The organism is Tenacibaculum aquimarinum, from assembly GCF_022478115.1.
In the GTDB taxonomy this organism is placed as follows: Bacteria; Bacteroidota; Bacteroidia; order Flavobacteriales; family Flavobacteriaceae; genus Polaribacter; species Polaribacter aquimarinum_A.
In genome coordinates, this window is the sequence record NZ_JAKGSC010000001.1 from 264,200 (window position 1) to 282,079 (window position 17,880).

Here is a 17,880-nt window from a genome sequence, read left to right on the forward strand (position 1 = left end):
ACTGTAATCTAATGGTCTGAAGCTTCACCTGCTCCAGAAGGTATTCTTATACTTTCTACCATATCTTGAACTTCTTGAGGCGGTGCTGCTGTCATTCTTGAAACAACTAATGAAATTAAAACGTTTACCAGCATACAGATTGTACCAAACCCTTCTGGAGATGTTTTAAACCACCAATCTTCACTTGTACCTCCACCAAACATGTTTAATTTAAATTTCATCATATAAAATAACATTAATACAATACCTACAACCATTCCTGAAATGGCACCTTGACTATTCATTCTCTTATCAAAAATACCTAAAATAATAGCTGGAAAAAAGGAAGCTGCTGCTAGACCAAAGGCGAGCGCAACCACGGCGGCGACAAACCCTGGCGGATTAATACCGAAATACCCTGCAATTAAGATTGCTACAAAAATAGAAATTCTAGCAGCTGTTAATTCTCCTTTATCTGAAATATCTGGTTTTAATTGTTTTTTAATTAAATCATGAGAAATTGATGTAGAAATTACCAATAATAATCCAGCTGCCGTTGATAAAGCTGCTGCCAATCCACCTGCTGCTACTAATGCAATTACCCAATTTGGTAAATTAGCTATCTCTGGATTTGCTAATACCATAATATCTCTATCTACATACAATTCATTTTTTGCTTCACTTGCATTAGAAATCATACGTTCTCCACTTACTCCTCTAGCATCTGTGTAAACAGGTTTTTTACCTTCTAAAGCACTTCCTGCTACATATTGAATTTTACCATCGCCATTTTTATCTGCCCAAGCAATCAACCCTGTATCTTCCCAATTTTTAAACCATTCAGGAATTTCTGAATACGATGTATTACTTACTGTTTCAATTAAATTTGTTCTAGAAAATACTGCAATAGCAGGTGCTGTTGTATATAAAATTGCAATTAATAACAATGCATAACCCGCAGATTTACGTGCATCTTTTACTTTAGGCACTGTAAAGAAACGTACAATTACGTGAGGTAATCCTGCAGTTCCTGTCATTAATGCTAATGTAATTGCAGAAACATCCCAAGTTGATTTCTTTCCACTTGTATATTCACTAAAACCAAGTTGTGTGTGCAATGTATCTAACTTATCTAGTAAGAACTCTCCGCCTTCAACGGTTCCTCCCATTCCTATTTGTGGAATAATATTACCTGTCATTTGCATTGATATGAAAAATGCTGGTACCATAAAAGCAAAGATTAAAACACAATACTGTGCTACTTGCGTATATGTTATACCTTTCATTCCTCCTAGAAGCGCAAAAGTTAATACTACTGCCATTCCAATAATAACGCCCCAATAAATAGGAACTTGTAAAAATTGAGAAAACACAATACCTACTCCACGCATTTGACCAGCAACATACGTAAATGATACAATTAATGCACAAATTACAGCAACTGTTCTTGCGGTGTTAGAATAGTAACGATCTCCAATAAAATCTGGCACGGTAAACTTACCAAACTTACGTAAATAGGGCGCAAGTAATAATGCTAAAAGCACATATCCACCAGTCCACCCCATTAAATAAACTGAGCCATCATATCCTGAAAAGGAAATAATTCCCGCCATACTTATAAAGGAGGCAGCGCTCATCCAATCGGCTGCAGTTGCCATACCATTTGCTAACGGAGAAACACCTCCACCAGCAACATAAAATTCTTTTGTTGAGCCTGCTCTAGCCCAAATTGCTATTCCAAAATATAGGGCAAAAGTAACCCCTACTAATATCCAAGTCCACGTTTGTACACTCATAATTTTTTATTTTTAAGTTTAGTTAAGGATTACTCGTCGTAACCGTATTTTTTATCTAATTTATTCATCAATCTTACATAAACGAATATTAAAATAACGAATATATAAATTGAACCCTGTTGCGCAAACCAAAAACCTAGTTTAAAACCACCAAGTCTAATGGTATCTAATTCTTCTCTAAATAAGATTCCACATCCAAAGGATACTACAAACCATACTAAAAGCAGTATTACTAAGTATTTTATGTTTTCTTTCCAGTACGCTGATGCGTGTTGTTGTTTATTACTCATAGTTTTATTTTTATAGATAAATCATTGCTTGAAGTGATAAAACACCTGAGTCTAAAGCTCCAAATTGTTGATTTTTATATTCTAAAGTTAATTTTGAATTATGACCACTCATATATGCGTTTATACCTAAACCAAAAGTGCTTCTATTGTCATTAACGGCATCATAACTATGTGAACCATAACTTACATAAGGTTGATATCTAGTTTTAGTTTTATCTCCGTTAAAAACATAACCAACATGACTATAAAACATACTTCCTGTACCATAAGCACTAAATAAGTAGTTCTTTCCATAATCACTAGATTGAAAAACGGCATATGCAGTTAATGCACTTCCGCCTTCTCCAATTGGTGTATCATAAAAAGCATCGATAGCAAAAATTGAAACATCTTCGCCTATAAGGTTTGGAGTCAAAGCAGTTCCGTTATCTATTACAGCTCCTTTTGGATGTAAAAAGAAACCTGCTCCAATATTAAATACCTTTTTCCCTCCAAGATAACTTCCTACTTTATAAGGCAAAAAATTAGACTCTTGATCTAGAAAATGATAATCGAAATATCCTGCATACGTTTTTCCAGCATCTCCAGAACCTAAAGATGCACGTCCATTATAAACAGCATCTCCACCAGCAACCGCTGTTCTAGTGTCTAATGTTGAAGCAGCTGCGTCATTTATTGCAACTCTATATTGTAATTTGTCAAATTTACCTTTTAAAAATACACCTAAATGACGTGCAAATTGATCTGATAATCCTATAGTTGCCCAAGATTGGCGGTTGTTATCTAAGGTCATCATATTTAATGTACTCTGATTGTTTAACCTAGAAATACCATTAAAATAGTGTAAACCACCTCCAATAGTATGATTTTTTCCTAAATTATATTGTGCCCAAACATCATGAAAAAAAAGTTGAGAACCATCTCCTTTTCCTGTTGGACTTAAAGTTGTACTTGTTAAACTGTTTACTCCAAAATGCGTTAAGATTAAGAAGTCTTTGTTAATTTGTGCAAACATTAAAACACGAGCACGACGTAAATTAAAGTTTAATTTACTGTTTTCATTTCCGTTTGCATCAAATGTGGCATCTGTATTATAATTGGCCTGGACTTGTGCCCAAGAAATAAGTCGAAGATATTTAGAACCATCTTCATTAAATTTAAACTTAAGACCTCCTGAGTAATCTGGAGAGCCTTGAGCAAACATAAATTGAAAGGACATAATGAAGAGACCTATCAACAAAAAAGTTTGTTTTTTCATTGTTTTAAAGGATTAGTTAGTGTTTAATTAGTTTTGTGTGCACTACTAAGCTCTTAAAAACAATCTGTTAACAAAAAATTAATATACTTTATTGTTAATTTAGTATACTAATCTTTAAAACGCTCCCACTTAATCAACATAAACTTATCGCCTAACTCGGTAACAACAACGCCTGCACCTTTTATATTTTCCGAAACAGAAAAATAATTTGCAAGCTCCACAGCATTTAAAATTTTATAAGTTGGGTGATAATTAGCTTTATAAGGTCGCTTAATATTATATTTTTTCACCCAATTCATAATACTTACGTGAGATATACCTAAAATGCGTTCAATTTCTCGATATGTTAAACCCTCTAGATATAATTGCAGTGATTTATTAACATAATAGTCGTCTATCTTCTTGCCAATCTTATTTACAGAGAAAAAATAATTACATTTTTTACATTTATAACGCTGCCTATTATTGACAATTCCGCTTTTAATGTAATGATCTGAACCGCAATTTGGACATAAATCTACATTCATATATATTAATTTAGCATAAATATACTAATTTAGCAATAAAAATGAAAGTAAATCATTTTAATATTCAATTTTAATGCAAAAAGAGCTTCCATAATGGAAGCTCTTTTTTATACTTGATTATTATATAAAATAGTTATAAGTCTATTTTTGCGGTTTACCAATAATATGTATTTCTGTGAATTCTTTATCCACTGAAATAGATTGAGTTTCTAAATTAATGTTATTTAAATCTATTTCTACATTATCTATTTCAATAGCCGTAATTGTAAATGGCAAATTATGAAGTACAAGATTAAATTTACTGTAGTTTGCATTAAAATCACCACGTTTGTGCTGTTGCAAAATCAATTCTTCCTTTTTTCCAGTTAATTTAAAAGTACGTAAACTGAATCTTCCTTTTTTATAATCATAACCATCATGTGCATCATCATATAATTTAGAAGCCTCTTTTCCTTGTTTATAATAGACATCTAAAGTGATTTCATCAAAATCTTTTTCTCCTACATATTGTTGCACAGGATACTTTGGAATAACAGCACCTTCTTTAATAAAAATTGGCATGCTATCTAAATCTGCGTCGACCCACATTTCCTTTCCTCCTTCTACTACTTCATTTGTCCAGAAATTATACCATTTACCTTTAGGAATATACATTCTTCTTCCTTTTGCATTTGGCTCTTGAATTGGACAAACTAAAATTTGATCACCATAAACAAACTCATCACTTCTATAATGAGTTCCATGGTCTTCTTGATCATATAATACTAAAGATTTTAAAATTGGTGTTCCATCATTTAAATATTTCCAAAAAGCAGTATATAAATATGGTAATAACTGATATCTTAATTCAACAAATTTTCTTACAATATCTGTAATTTCTTCTCCAAAAACCCAAGGCTCTTGATCTCCATGATCTCCAGAAGAATGCACTCTACAAAAAGCATGAAATACTCCTAACTGAATCCACCTTGCGAATAACTCACCTTGTGGCTGCTCGGCAAAACCTCCAATATCTGAACCTGCAAAAGAAAACCCTGACATTGCCATTCTTTGCGCTTGATTATTTGCTATTGCTAAATGTTCCCAAGTTGCAACATTATCTCCCATCCAAGTAGATGTGTAACGCTGCGCACCAGAATAAGCTGACCTAGTAATAACGAAAGGTCTTTTTGGATATGCGTATTTTTTTAAACCATGGTAAGTGGCACGAGCCATTTGTGTTCCATAAATATTATGTGCTTTTCTATGAGAACATGGATTTCCATCATAATCATGACGTACATCATCTGGAAAAGATTTGTTAGGAACGTCCATTACTGCTGGCTCATTCATATCATTCCAAACACCTTTTACTCCAATATCTTCTATTAATTCTTTAAATAAACCAGACCACCATTCTCTAACTTCTGGTTTTGTATAATCAGGAAAATAACATTCCCCCGGCCAAACTTTACCTTTCATATAAGGTCCATCGGCACGTTTACAGAAATAATCTTTATCTAATGCTTCTTTAAACACATCATATTCTAAATCAATTTTAATACCTGGATCTATTATTACAACGGTTTTAAAACCATCTTGTTCCAATTCCTTTACCATTCTTTTAGGGTCAGGAAAATGGTTTTTATCCCAAGTAAAACAACGGAAACCATCCATGTAATCTATATCTAAATAAATAGCATCACAAGGAATTTTTAAGTCTCTAAATGTATTTGTTACTTCTTTTACATTTGCTTCAGGATAATAAGACCATTTACATTGATGAAAACCTAAAGCCCATAATGGGGGCAAAGCATGTGGTTTACCTGTTAAATCTGTATAGTTTTTAACTACGTCTTCCATTTTTGGTCCATAAATGAAATAATAATTCATTTCACCTCCTTGCGCCCAAAAGCTTGTTACATTTCTACGTTCTTGTGCAAAATCGAATGATGTTTTAAAAGTATTATCAAAGAAAATACCATACGATTTATTGTCTTGTATTGCTGTATAAAATGGAATTGCCTTATATATAGGATCAGTATCTTTACCAAAGGCATAAGAGTCTGTTGCCCAGTTTTCAAAACGTTTTCCTTTTAAATTTACATCTACAGGTTTATCTCCTAAACCGTAAAAACTTTCCGCTTTCTGACAAGCTTTACTCATTTTCACAATGTCTCCTCCATGTTCGTAACATTCTTCCCAATGAAACCCAATTTCATCTTCATTAATAAGTTTTAAATCGATAGCATCATACAACTTAACTTGTAAGCTACTTTTCTCTACTTTACAGATTAATTTTGATGTTGTAATAATGTAATGTGTCTCCTCTTCTGTAACCTCTAAAAAACTATATCCTCTACTTGCATGAATTGTAACTCCGTATGAAAAATCATTTTCGAATTTACCAGTTGTAGAATATCTAAAACGGATTACACTGTCTCTAACAACAGTTAACTGAAGTGCAACATTGTTTTTTGTTGAAAAATGTAAGGTATCTACATCTTTTTTATATTTTATAATTTCTGATGGAAACAAATTTCCTTTCTGCTCTAATTCTGTGTTTACAATCATAATTGTAATATTATTGAATATTTATTATGTAAAAAAACGGAATTTTTGCAGTCTAAAAAAGCAAAAACAGCAGTTATTATAAAGTTTTATTAACTAAATCGTTTTCGATATTAAAAATTATTAAAACCTTTATTTTCAGACACTATAAATACGAAAACAACATCTTTTCTTTTGGTGAAAAATGAAGAATTACTACTAATATTTAAACACAACCATTCCTAATGGTGGAATTGTTATTTCTGTAGAGTTTTTTCTAGAATGCCATAACTTGGCTTGCGAAGTTAACTTTTCATTATTAAAGTCTCCTGTACCGAAAAATGCTTTGTCGTCACTATTGAATATCTGTGTGATTTTTCCTTTTTTAGGCAAACCTATTCTATAATTCTCTAAAGGCATTGGTGTCATATTACAAGCTACTAAAAGATTATCTTTAGACTTGTTTCCTTTTCTTAAATATACCAAGACGGAATGTTCTGAATCTCCATAATCTATCCATTCAAAACCTTCATCAGAAAATTGTTTTTGATGTAATGCAGGCTCTGTTTTATATAATTTATTAATTGCTTTTATAAATTCTTGAACACCTTTATGCGGCTTATATTGTAATAAGTGCCAATCTAAACTTGTTTGAAAGTCCCATTCTTCACTTTGCCCTATTTCTGCACCTTGAAATAAAAGCTTAGTTCCTGGATGCGTAAACATATAGCTATAAAGTAATCTTAAATTGGCAAAACGTTGCCACTCGTCTCCTGGCATTCTACCTAAAATAGATTTTTTACCATAAACAACTTCATCATGACTTAATGGTAACATAAAGTTTTCAGTAAAAGCATACGTCATAGAAAACGTAATATCATTCTGATGATGTTTGCGATAAATTGGCTCTTTTCCGAAATACTGTAAAGTATCATGCATCCAACCCATCATCCATTTCATCCCAAAACCTAAACCTCCTAAAAATACTGGTTTTGAAACGCCTGGAAATGCTGTAGATTCTTCTGCAATAGATTGCACATCTGGAAATGTACCGTAGATAGCTTGATTTAATTCTTTCATAAAATCAATAGCTTCTAAGTTTTCTCTTCCTCCGTAAATGTTAGGATCCCATTCTCCTTCTTCCCTAGAATAATCTAAAAACAACATTGATGCTACTGCGTCTACGCGTAAACCATCTGCATGAAATTGATCTAACCAGAACAAAGCGTTACTAATTAAAAATGATTTAACTTCATTACGTCCGTAATTAAATATTAAACTTTTCCAATCTTGATGATATCCTTTCTTCTTATCTGGATGTTCAAATAAACAAGATCCATCAAAAAAACCTAAACCGTGTGCATCTTCTGGAAAATGTGAAGGAACCCAATCTAAAATAATTCCAATATCGTTTTGGTGCAATTTGTCTACCAATAATTTAAATTCTTCAGGATAACCAAAACGAGAAGTTGGTGCAAAATAACCTGTTACTTGATATCCCCAACTTGGATCGTAAGGAAACTCCATTACAGGCATTAATTCTACATGCGTAAAATTCATTTCTTTTACGTAGTTAACTAAATCATCGGCTAATTCTACGTAGGATAAAAAACGATTCTCTTCAATTTGTTTTTTCCATGAACCTAAATGCACTTCGTAAACAGAATAAGGTGCATCAAGTGCGTTCTTCTTTTTACGTGATTTCATCCACTTACTATCTTCCCAACTATAGTTATCTTCCCAAACAATAGATGCTGTTTTTGGATTATGTTCACTTCTCCTTGCGTACGGATCTGCTTTTTCTGTTTTTATACCATTATTATGGCTTTCTATTTTATATTTATATGTAGATCCTTTACCTATATTTGGTATAAAACCTTCCCAAATACCACTTTCGTCCCAGCGTACATTTAATTTATGCTCTCCTTCTTTCCAATAATTGAAATCGCCAATTACTGAAACTTGTTTTGCACTAGGAGCCCAAACTGCAAAATAAGTTCCCTCTACATCATTATGTTTTATAATATGAGAACCAAACTTTTCATAAAGTTTGTAATGTTTACCAGATTTAAAGAGATTAATATCAAAATCTGAGAATAAACTGTGCGCTATAACTTTAGACATTTAGTAATTTTAGGTAAAATAAGAGTTTATTGAATTTTTGTTCCTTTTGGTATTGTAGCTCCTTTTTTAACAACTACAATTCCGTCTTTTATTGAATAGCTATCTGTTTCCGCATCTTTAAGATGTGGGCCACCGTTTATTATAACATCGTCTCCAATTCTACAATTTTTATCTATAATACAATTGTTTATTTTACATCTATCTCCAATTCCTAGAAGATTATCGATCTTTAAAACTTCTTTATATTTTAGTAATTCATAAGTATCATTACCCATCATATACGTATTAGTAACTATTGTATCCTTACCAATTCTAGAACGGATACCTATTACACTTTTCTCTATTTTATCGGCATGAATAATACATCCATCAGAAATAACAGATTTATTTATTCTTGTCCCAGTTATTTTAGAAGTTGGTAAAATCCTGGCTCTTGTATATACTCTATTTTTATCATATAAATCAAATTTAGGAATGTCATCAGTTAAACCTAAATTGGCTTCAAAGAAAGACTCAATAGTTCCAATATCTGTCCAATAACCTTCATATTGATAGCTTACAGTTTTATGATTATGTATAGATTGCGGAATAATTTCTTTACCAAAATCGATGGTATCTGGGTTTTCCATTAATTTGATTAACAAGTCTCTATTAAAAATATAGATTCCCATTGAAGCAAGGTAATTTCTACCTTCTTTTTTCATTTCATCACTTACATCAGAAGTCCAATCTGGCAGTAATTCTGCTCCTGGCTTTTCTATAAATGATGTTATTGTATTTTCTGAATCGGTTTTTAAAAGACCAAAACCTGTTGCATCTTTTGCATTAACTGGATACGTTGCAATAGAAATTTCGGCATTGCTTTCTTTGTGTTTTTTTATCATATCTTGAAGATCCATATTGTATAACTGATCTCCAGAAAGTATTAAGGCATACTCAAAATCATTTTGTAAAAAGTGATGCATACTTTGCCTTACCGCATCTGCAGTTCCTTGAAACCAATCTCTACTTTGCATGGTTTGCTCAGCCGCTAAAACATCTACAAAAGCATGGCTAAAGAAACTAAAATGATATGTATTTTTAATATGTTTATTTAAAGAAGCAGAATTAAACTGAGTTAAAACATATATTCTTTTAAGACCTGAGTTTATGCAATTTGATATCGGAATATCTACCAATCTATATTTTCCTGCAATTGGCACAGCTGGTTTAGATCTATCGGCGGTTAATGGGTACAACCTAGAACCTTGCCCTCCTCCTAAAATAATACTTAATACTTCACTATTTGCCATAATTTAGTTATTTTAAAGTTTTATACAATTCAATATATTTTTTTGCTGAATTATCCCAAGAATTATCAATTTTCATAATCCTCGTTCTATTTTTTCTAAACACTGTTTTATCGGAATAATAATCAGTTGCTCTTTTAATACTACTACAAATATCATCTACACTTGTGTCTTTATGTGTAAACCCAAAACCATTATCAGAAACATCTATAATAGTATCTCTTAAACCACCAATACTTCTAACAATAGGAATGGTTCCATAACGTAAAGAGTACATTTGATTTAATCCACAAGGTTCTACCCTAGAAGGCATTAATAAAAAATCTGCACCGGCATACACCTTATGAGAAAGTTTTTCATCATAACCAATATGTGTATTATAATTGCCAACATGCTTTTCTTTTAAAGCTTGTAATTTATTTTCGGTATCAGTATTTCCAGAACCTAAAAGTAATATTGAAATATCATTATTTTGTAACGCAAGGTCAAAAGCTTCTGGAAATAAATCAGATCCTTTTTCGCCTACTAAACGACCTATAAAAGCAAACAAAGGCTTTTCTTCATCTAAATTAAATGTTTTACAAAGCCACTTTTTATTTGCTTTTTTCCCCGAAGTATTATTGGATATAGCATATTGCTCTATTAAAAATGGATCTGTTTCTGGGTTCCACACTTTTGTATCTACACCATTTAAAATACCAACACATTTTTGAGATTCTTGACTTAAAAGTGACTCTAACCCATTTGCAGAGCTTTTTAATTCTTCCATATAACTCTGTGACACAGTTGTAACTGTCCAAGCGCATTTTATAGCTGCTGCTAATGGATTAATGATTCCATTCCAATCTAAAAGTCCAATTTTATCTAAATCAAATTTTGGAATTAAATGTAATTTATCATAAGAAAACCAACCTTGGTATTGTGCATTATGTATAGTAGTAACTACAGGAATTTTATTTAAAGACTTATATTTAAAACTTTCTTGAAGCATAAAAGGAATAAGCCCAGTATGATGATCATGACAATGAATAATATTTGGTTTTTGACTGAAAGTTAAAATCCAATCTAAAACTGCTATTTGAAATGCTAAAAAACGGTCAGTATCATCAAATGAATACACATAATCTTTAAACAATAAAGATTTTACATCTATAAAGAAAACTTGAATATCAATAGAATTTTCATCTAATGTTAATACTTCAAAACTATGCTCTTCATTTCCTAGTACAACCTTAGATTTATAAATAGATTTGAAGCTATGTTCTTTTGTAAACTTATTGTCATAAAAAGGCATTACAACATTACTTTCAACACCTAAAGCATTTTGATATTTTGGTAACGCTCCAACAACATCTGCTAATCCTCCAACTTTAGCAACTGGGTAGCACTCTGCGCTAATGTGTAATATTTTGGTCATTAACCAAATATAAAGAATATTTTCACTTAAACACGACAACTTTCAATGATTTTTTTAGTGATTACTATTTATAAATAAGATTAAAAGCACCTTTAGTTTAAGCCAATAAAAAAACCTTCACATTTCTGTGAAGGTTTCATTTTTCTAGTAGCGGGAACTGGACTCGAACCAGTGACCTTCGGGTTATGAGCCCGACGAGCTACCTGCTGCTCTATCCCGCGATTTGGACTGCAAATATACTACATTATTTAGTATGTAACCAAACTTTATTGCTTTTTATTTCTTGAAAGTTATTTTATTCCATTTATAGGAACAACAATTTAAAAAACAAACTATCTTTGCAGCATGACACACAAAGCAGGTTTTGTAAACATAATCGGAAATCCTAATGTTGGTAAATCCACTCTAATGAACGCATTAGTAGGAGAAAAACTATCAATTATAACTTCTAAGGCGCAAACAACTCGCCATAGAATTTTAGGAATTGTTAATGATGATGATTATCAAATTATATTTTCTGATACTCCAGGAATTATAAAACCGGCTTACGAATTGCAAGAATCTATGATGGATTTTGTAAAATCTGCCTTTGACGACGCAGATGTGTTAATTTATATGGTTGAAGTTGGCGAGAAAGAACTTAAAAACGAAGCTTTTTTTAATAAAATAATACACAGTGAAATACCTGTTATTTTACTTTTGAACAAGATTGATAAATCTACTCAAGAAGAAGTTGAAGAGAAAATTGACTATTGGAAAGCTAAAGTTCCCAACGCATTTACCTACGTAATTTCTGCTTTAGAGAAATTTAATGTAGAAAGTGTTTTTGCAAAAATTAAAGAATTATTACCAGAAGGCCCTGCGTTTTACCCAAAAGATCAATTAACGGACAAGCCAGAACGTTTTTTTGTAAACGAAGCCATTAGAGAAAAAATACTACAACATTATAAGAAGGAAATTCCATATTCAGTTGAAGTGGAAACCGAAGAATTTAACGAAGAAGAAAGTATTATTAAAATACGTTCTGTAATTATGGTTGAGCGTGATACCCAAAAAGGAATTATTATTGGGCACAAAGGAAGCGCCATAAAACGTGTTGGTACAGAGGCAAGAAAAGATTTAGAACGCTTCTTCGGAAAAAAAGTTTTTATGGAATTGTACGTTAAAGTGAATAAGAATTGGCGTTCTAACGAGCGTCAACTTAAAAGATTTGGCTACAAAGATTAATTATTTATGCTAAAGAAGAAGCCGTATTTATTGTTCTTTTACTCTATTCCTTTAATACTATTATTCGGGTTTATTTTTAATAATGATGCTGATATAAATATCCACGATACTTATTTTATAACAACAGTATTTCATCTTTCAATCCTACTCTCTTTTGTAGTGTTTTTATTTGGTTTTACGTATTGGCTTATTTTTCACTTTAAAAGAAAGACCTACTACAACCTTCCTTTTATCAGTTATCTTTTATTATTAGTTCCTATACTTTTACTTTGGATTTTACCAAATTTTATAAATACTGATTTTAAAAACATAGAAAATTACATTAACAATAGAACTTATTTTAATAGAGTAGAAAACTTCTATAGTACACTACTATTATTATGCTGTTCGTCTTTTGTTATTCTAATATTTAATATTGGAATTGCATTCTTTAAGAAGAAGAAAAGTGTATAATAAAAGACCCTTCAGGTTTTAAAAACCTGAAGATTAATTAACATTTTCTAATAATTTATACATAAACTGTTTCAAATCATTCATTTGATTTTTACCAGTTTCTTTTCCTATTTGACCTAAAAAATAAAGTAAAAACCAAATAATTGGTAGAACAACTAACATTACCACAGGAAAAACTACATTTTCATCTAACTTATTTTTTACATAAAAAAGTATTGCAAATCCAATAAAAGCAGTTGCTACAAAAAAATGGACAAACATAAACAGCGTCCATACACTTGGTTTTGGGCCAAACAATCCTTTTATTTTAGTTACTCCTTGCTCCTCTTCTACTCTAAAATGTAATTGTGGCGACCAGAAATGTGCTTCTTTTTGAGGAACATCAATAATTACATGACTATCGGATATTTTTGTAATAAAATTATGATTGGTCTCTTTTAAATTACTTGTAATTGTTTGTAAAACATCAGAAACGTTTCTCTCACAATCTATCGAAAATCTTGGACGTAAAAACAATTGACTTTCTTCGTGTTCTTCCCTATTCATTGGTAATTATAGATTTACTCAAAGCTACGAGAAAATACTACATTTAGCAAATACGCCCGCGTTAGCGATTGTAGCATTTGTTTGAGCTCTTTTGTTTTTCTCAAAAAGCGAGTGCGAAAAGCGCGACCCAAAGGGAAACGCCCAATAAAAAAATGAATTAAAATTGTAATTCTCTACTCGTAAATTAAGACTATCTTTGCGCCAAAATAATCAAGATGAGTATTGTAGCCATTGTTGGAAGACCAAATGTAGGAAAATCCACTTTATTTAATAGATTAGTACAGCGCCGTGAAGCTATTGTAGACTCGGTTAGTGGTGTTACTAGAGATAGACATTACGGAAAATCTGACTGGAACGGAAAAGAATTTTCGGTTATTGACACCGGTGGTTACATTAAAGGTTCTGATGATATTTTTGAAGCTGAAATTAGAAAACAAGTAGAATTAGCTTTAGATGAAGCCGATATTATTGTTTTTGTGGTTGATGTTGAACAAGGAATTACGCCAATGGATAATGAAGTTGCTAAACTCCTTAGAAAAGAAAAGAAACCATTATTTATTGCTGTTAACAAAGTTGACAACGCAATGAGAGATGCAGATGCTGTTGAGTTTTACAACCTTGGTTTGGGCGAATACTTTACAATTTCTTCAATAAACGGAAGTGGAACTGGAGAATTATTAGACGCTATTGCAAATGAAATTCCTGAAGAGGAAGAAAACATAGAAGAAGAATTACCAAGATTTGCCGTAGTTGGACGTCCAAATGCAGGGAAATCTTCATTTATAAATGCTTTAATTGGTAAGGATAGAAATATTGTAACCAATATTGCAGGAACTACAAGAGATTCTATTGATACAAAATACAACCGTTTTGGTTTTGATTTTAATTTGGTGGATACTGCCGGAATTAGAAAAAAATCGAAAGTAAAAGAAGACTTAGAATTCTATTCTGTAATGCGTGCTGTACGTGCAATTGAACATTGTGATGTTGCCGTTTTAGTTATTGATGCTACTCGTGAGTTTGAAGGGCAAGATGAAAAGATATTCTGGTTAGCAGAAAAAAATAAAAAGGGTGTTGTTATCTTAGTAAATAAGTGGGACTTAATTGAAAAAGAGACCAATACAATGCGAGATTATGAGGCCAAAATTCGTCAGCAAATTGCACCTTTTACAGATGTGCCAATTATCTTTACCTCTGCACTTACCAAACAACGTCTTTTAAAAGCAATAGAAACTGCTGTTGAAGTTTTCGAAAACAGAAAACGTAAAATACAAACGAGCAAGTTAAACGAAACTATGTTGGAAATTATTCAAAATTTTCCTCCACCTGCAATAAAAGGGAAGTTTGTAAAAATAAAATACTGTATGCAACTTCCAACTCATACGCCACAGTTTGCATTTTTTGCAAATTTACCACAGTATGTTAGAGATCCATATAGACGTTTTTTAGAAAATAAAATGCGTGAAATTTATGACTTTAACGGAGTGCCAATTGTAATTTACTTTAGACAGAAATAAGTTTTTAACATTTTCTAAAAAAACATTAACGTTTCTTTAGTGTTCTTTCAATTATCTTTTTCGGTTTTTTACATCGAAAAACTAATCTTGGTATGAAAATAAAACTACTTATAGTTGCGATATTGTTCGCAGTAAATTCTTTTGCCCAATCTAAACCTTTTAAAATTTCAGGAACTGTTTTTTCTGATAAAGAACAAACACCAATAGAGTCTGCAACTATTCATTTAGAAAAAGCAAAAGACAGTGCAATTGTTTCTTATACCATAACAGATGAAAAAGGGAATTTTTCTTTAGAAGGAAAATCATTTCATAATAACTTAAAACTATTTGTTTCCTTTGTAGGAATGCAATCCTATTCTAAAGTAATTACACTTACTAAATCAAACTTTAATTTAGGCAGAATAAACTTAAAAGAAGATGACAATCTTTTACAAGAAGTTGTGGTTAAATCTAGAGCACCAATAACCATTAAAAAAGATACTTTAGAGTTTAATGTAAAATCTTTTAAAACAAAAAAAGATGCAAATGTTGAAGATTTACTAAAAAAACTACCTGGAGTTGAAGTAGACGCAGAAGGAAAAATTACCGTAAATGGTAAAGAAGTAAATAAAATCTTAGTAAATGGAAAACCATTTTTTGGCAACGATCCATCTATAACAACAAAGAACTTAACTAAAGATATTATAGAAAAAGTTCAAATAACAAATACAAAAACTAAGTCCGAAGGTTTTACAGGTGAAAAAGGCGATGATAATAACAAAACTATTAACCTAACCATTAAAAAAGAAAACAATAAAGGGTGGTTTGGTAGAGTTTCTGCAGGCGCAGGAACCGAAAAAAGATACGAAGCAGCAACTATGGTAAATCGTTTTGATAACGATACTCGTATTAGCGTTTTAGCAAGTACAAACAACATCAATTCTCCCGGTTTTAGTTTTGGTGAAATTCAGAAAATGTTTGGTGGCGGCGGCGGAATTGGATTTAGCAGTAACGGCTCTTTTAACGTAAACGGAAGAAGTTTTGGAGGCGGACAAGGAATTGTAAAATCTAAAATTGGTGGTATTACTTATGCTGATAAATACGGAAAAGGGTTAGATGTAAATGCTAATTACTTCTATTCTGGAAGTAACTCTACTAATGATTCTAAAAGTAATCGTGAAAATATTTTACCAGACAGACGTTATTTTTCTAACTCCAACTCATCTTCAGAAGATGAAAATGACAATCATAGTTTCGATTTAGAATTTGATATAGAGATAGACTCAACATTTTTAATAAATATTAATCCATCTTTTGTTCTTAATAAACGTGAAGGTTTTTACAACAGAAATGAAGAATCATTAGATGATAATAATGCATTAACAAATAGCTCTAACAGTAACACTAACTCTAAATCTTCAGCTAATAATTTTAGCAATGAAATTGACATAACTAAAAAATTAGGAAACAAAGGCTCTTTCATTAAAGCTTCTCTGAGCAATCGAATTGATAAAACTAGTACAGATGACTATAACAACTCTACAATAGAAGTTTTTGGAACTAGCCCTTCTACAGAAATTAGAAACCAATATAGCGATATTGAAAATAATTTAAATGGCCTTACTACAAGATTTACTTATCGATACCCATTAATTAAAGAAAAATTGTTTTTAGACGCTAAATATCGCTACCAAAGAGATGAACGTGAAAATAAAGAAAGCACCTTTGATTTTGATACAACAACACAACATTTTTCTAACTTTAATAACCAACTGAGTTCAGATTTTACATATAATGACATCACAAAAACACCTTCTTTAGGAGTTGTATATAGAGACAAAAAATGGCGTTTTAATTTTGAAACTGGTTTTGTTAATAGAACCATAGAAAACGAAGATAAATTAAGACCAACCTTAAATTTAAAGAGAGATTTTAATGCTGTTAATTTAAATGCAGGTTTACGCTATAGGTTTGATTCTAAAGCTTCAATTTATTTTGATTATAGCTTAGTAAATGATGCGCCAAGCATTAATCAACTTCAACCTTTTACAGATGTTTCAAACCCATTAAATATTGTTACTGGTAACCCAAACTTAGAGCCAACAAAAAGACATAGAATGTATGTAAACTTTAATAAATATAATTGGCAAAAACGTACAGGTTTATACTTATATGTAAGTGGTGGATTAACAAATAACCAAGTAGTTTCAAAAAGTGTAATTGGAGACGATTTAATAAGAAACACAACTTACGAGAATGTAGATGGAGCCTACAATATTTGGGGAGGCGGTAGTTATAGTAAAAGTATTAAATTAGACACAATTAGTAGCTTAAGACTAAGAGTTGGTACACGTTTAAATATTAATAAAAATATTAACTTTTTTAATGATATTGAATATGGTGCAAAAACCACAGAAGTATCTCCAAACATTGGTTTAACTTATGAATGGAATAAAGTGGTTAGCATAGAACCTAGTTATACAATCTCTTTTTCAGAAACCAATTATGAATTAAGTGATTTCCAAAATCAGAATTTCACAAGACATTCTTTTAGAGTAAGAACAAAAACAAATGTTCCTAAGAAACTAGAATGGCGTAACGACATTCGTTATAATTTTAACCCAAATGTTGTAGGGTTTAATCAATCTTCTTGGTTTTGGAATTCTACTTTAGCCTATTCAATATTTAATGACAATGCTTCATTAACCCTTAAAGCATATGATTTACTAAACCAGCAAACAAATGCTCAAAGAAGAGCTACAGCAAACTACATTGAAGACTCTGAAAGCACAGTTTTACAGCAATACTTTATGTTGGGTTTTAGTTGGAAATTTAATAGTTTAGGAAAAAAAGGAAAAATTAGAGACTATAATTTTAGTTTGTAGGAGTAAAATTTGCAAGTAATTTTATAAAAAACCGACTATTATTCTACATTTTGTAACTTTGTTA

13 protein-coding genes and 1 tRNA gene are annotated in these 17,880 nt (G+C 31.2%); 4 read left to right on the forward strand and 10 right to left on the reverse strand.

Features of this window, described 5'->3' with window-relative positions; translation table 11 throughout:
* Positions 1-8: 8 nt before the first annotated feature.
* The 9 genes from L1S33_RS01250 to L1S33_RS01290 form a co-directional block, all read right to left on the reverse strand.
* Complete coding sequence (locus L1S33_RS01250; protein WP_240560880.1) at positions 9-1,775, reverse strand: sodium:solute symporter family protein; 1,767 nt, start codon at positions 1,773-1,775, stop codon at positions 9-11.
* Between the two features lie 29 nt (positions 1,776-1,804).
* On the reverse strand, positions 1,805-2,065 hold the full coding sequence (locus L1S33_RS01255; protein ID WP_240560881.1) for a DUF4212 domain-containing protein: 261 nt from the start codon (positions 2,063-2,065) through the stop codon (positions 1,805-1,807).
* A gap of 10 nt (positions 2,066-2,075) precedes the next feature.
* Positions 2,076-3,323, reverse strand: a complete 1,248-nt coding sequence (locus tag L1S33_RS01260; protein ID WP_240560882.1) for a hypothetical protein — start codon at positions 3,321-3,323, stop codon at positions 2,076-2,078.
* A 107-nt stretch (positions 3,324-3,430) separates the two neighbouring features.
* Positions 3,431-3,850 carry a transposase-like zinc-binding domain-containing protein gene (locus L1S33_RS01265; protein WP_240560883.1) on the reverse strand — a complete coding sequence of 140 codons (420 nt, stop codon included), beginning with the start codon at positions 3,848-3,850 and terminating at the stop codon, positions 3,431-3,433.
* Between the two features lie 141 nt (positions 3,851-3,991).
* Positions 3,992-6,403: a glycoside hydrolase family 31 protein gene (locus tag L1S33_RS01270; RefSeq protein WP_240560884.1), complete on the reverse strand. Its 2,412-nt coding sequence runs from the start codon at positions 6,401-6,403 to the stop codon at positions 3,992-3,994.
* 195 nt (positions 6,404-6,598) lie between these two features.
* A complete protein-coding gene (gene glgB / locus L1S33_RS01275; protein ID WP_240560885.1) occupies positions 6,599-8,503 on the reverse strand; it encodes a 1,4-alpha-glucan branching protein GlgB in 1,905 nt (634 codons plus the stop codon).
* 26 nt (positions 8,504-8,529) lie between these two features.
* Positions 8,530-9,795, reverse strand: coding sequence for a glucose-1-phosphate adenylyltransferase (locus L1S33_RS01280; RefSeq protein WP_240560886.1), 1,266 nt, complete (start codon positions 9,793-9,795; stop codon positions 8,530-8,532).
* 7 nt (positions 9,796-9,802) lie between these two features.
* Positions 9,803-11,209 (reverse strand): glycogen synthase, encoded by a 1,407-nt coding sequence (locus L1S33_RS01285; RefSeq protein ID WP_240560887.1) that lies wholly within the window; start codon positions 11,207-11,209, stop codon positions 9,803-9,805.
* A gap of 148 nt (positions 11,210-11,357) precedes the next feature.
* Positions 11,358-11,430, reverse strand: a tRNA-Met gene (locus L1S33_RS01290).
* Positions 11,431-11,554: 124 nt separating this feature from the next.
* On the opposite strand from L1S33_RS01290, the gene era reads away from it, so the two are divergent.
* On the forward strand, positions 11,555-12,436 hold the full coding sequence (era, locus tag L1S33_RS01295; RefSeq protein ID WP_240551341.1) for a GTPase Era: 882 nt from the start codon (positions 11,555-11,557) through the stop codon (positions 12,434-12,436).
* Positions 12,437-12,442: 6 nt separating this feature from the next.
* Positions 12,443-12,889, forward strand: coding sequence for a hypothetical protein (locus L1S33_RS01300; RefSeq protein ID WP_240560888.1), 447 nt, complete (start codon positions 12,443-12,445; stop codon positions 12,887-12,889).
* Positions 12,890-12,922: 33 nt separating this feature from the next.
* On the opposite strand, the gene L1S33_RS01305 is transcribed toward L1S33_RS01300, so the two are convergent.
* Positions 12,923-13,435: a GTP-binding protein gene (locus L1S33_RS01305; RefSeq protein WP_240560889.1), complete on the reverse strand. Its 513-nt coding sequence runs from the start codon at positions 13,433-13,435 to the stop codon at positions 12,923-12,925.
* A gap of 215 nt (positions 13,436-13,650) precedes the next feature.
* Between L1S33_RS01305 and der the strand changes: the two genes are divergently transcribed.
* Complete coding sequence (gene der, locus L1S33_RS01310; RefSeq protein ID WP_240551339.1) at positions 13,651-14,952, forward strand: ribosome biogenesis GTPase Der; 1,302 nt, start codon at positions 13,651-13,653, stop codon at positions 14,950-14,952.
* Positions 14,953-15,044: 92 nt separating this feature from the next.
* Positions 15,045-17,816 carry a TonB-dependent receptor gene (locus L1S33_RS01315; protein ID WP_240560890.1) on the forward strand — a complete coding sequence of 924 codons (2,772 nt, stop codon included), beginning with the start codon at positions 15,045-15,047 and terminating at the stop codon, positions 17,814-17,816.
* Positions 17,817-17,880 lie beyond the last annotated feature (64 nt).

Coding starts and splice junctions, on each gene's coding strand:
- era (WP_240551341.1), top strand. CDS start 11,555: ATGACACACAAAGCAGGTTTTGTAAACATAATCGGAAATCCTAATGTT.
- L1S33_RS01250 (WP_240560880.1), bottom strand. CDS start 1,775: ATGAGTGTACAAACGTGGACTTGGATATTAGTAGGGGTTACTTTTGCC.
- L1S33_RS01315 (WP_240560890.1), top strand. CDS start 15,045: ATGAAAATAAAACTACTTATAGTTGCGATATTGTTCGCAGTAAATTCT.
- der (WP_240551339.1), top strand. CDS start 13,651: ATGAGTATTGTAGCCATTGTTGGAAGACCAAATGTAGGAAAATCCACT.
- glgB (WP_240560885.1), bottom strand. CDS start 8,503: ATGTCTAAAGTTATAGCGCACAGTTTATTCTCAGATTTTGATATTAAT.
- L1S33_RS01280 (WP_240560886.1), bottom strand. CDS start 9,795: ATGGCAAATAGTGAAGTATTAAGTATTATTTTAGGAGGAGGGCAAGGT.
- L1S33_RS01255 (WP_240560881.1), bottom strand. CDS start 2,065: ATGAGTAATAAACAACAACACGCATCAGCGTACTGGAAAGAAAACATA.
- L1S33_RS01265 (WP_240560883.1), bottom strand. CDS start 3,850: ATGAATGTAGATTTATGTCCAAATTGCGGTTCAGATCATTACATTAAA.
- L1S33_RS01285 (WP_240560887.1), bottom strand. CDS start 11,209: ATGACCAAAATATTACACATTAGCGCAGAGTGCTACCCAGTTGCTAAA.
- L1S33_RS01270 (WP_240560884.1), bottom strand. CDS start 6,403: ATGATTGTAAACACAGAATTAGAGCAGAAAGGAAATTTGTTTCCATCA.
- L1S33_RS01300 (WP_240560888.1), top strand. CDS start 12,443: ATGCTAAAGAAGAAGCCGTATTTATTGTTCTTTTACTCTATTCCTTTA.
- L1S33_RS01260 (WP_240560882.1), bottom strand. CDS start 3,323: ATGAAAAAACAAACTTTTTTGTTGATAGGTCTCTTCATTATGTCCTTT.
- L1S33_RS01305 (WP_240560889.1), bottom strand. CDS start 13,435: ATGAATAGGGAAGAACACGAAGAAAGTCAATTGTTTTTACGTCCAAGA.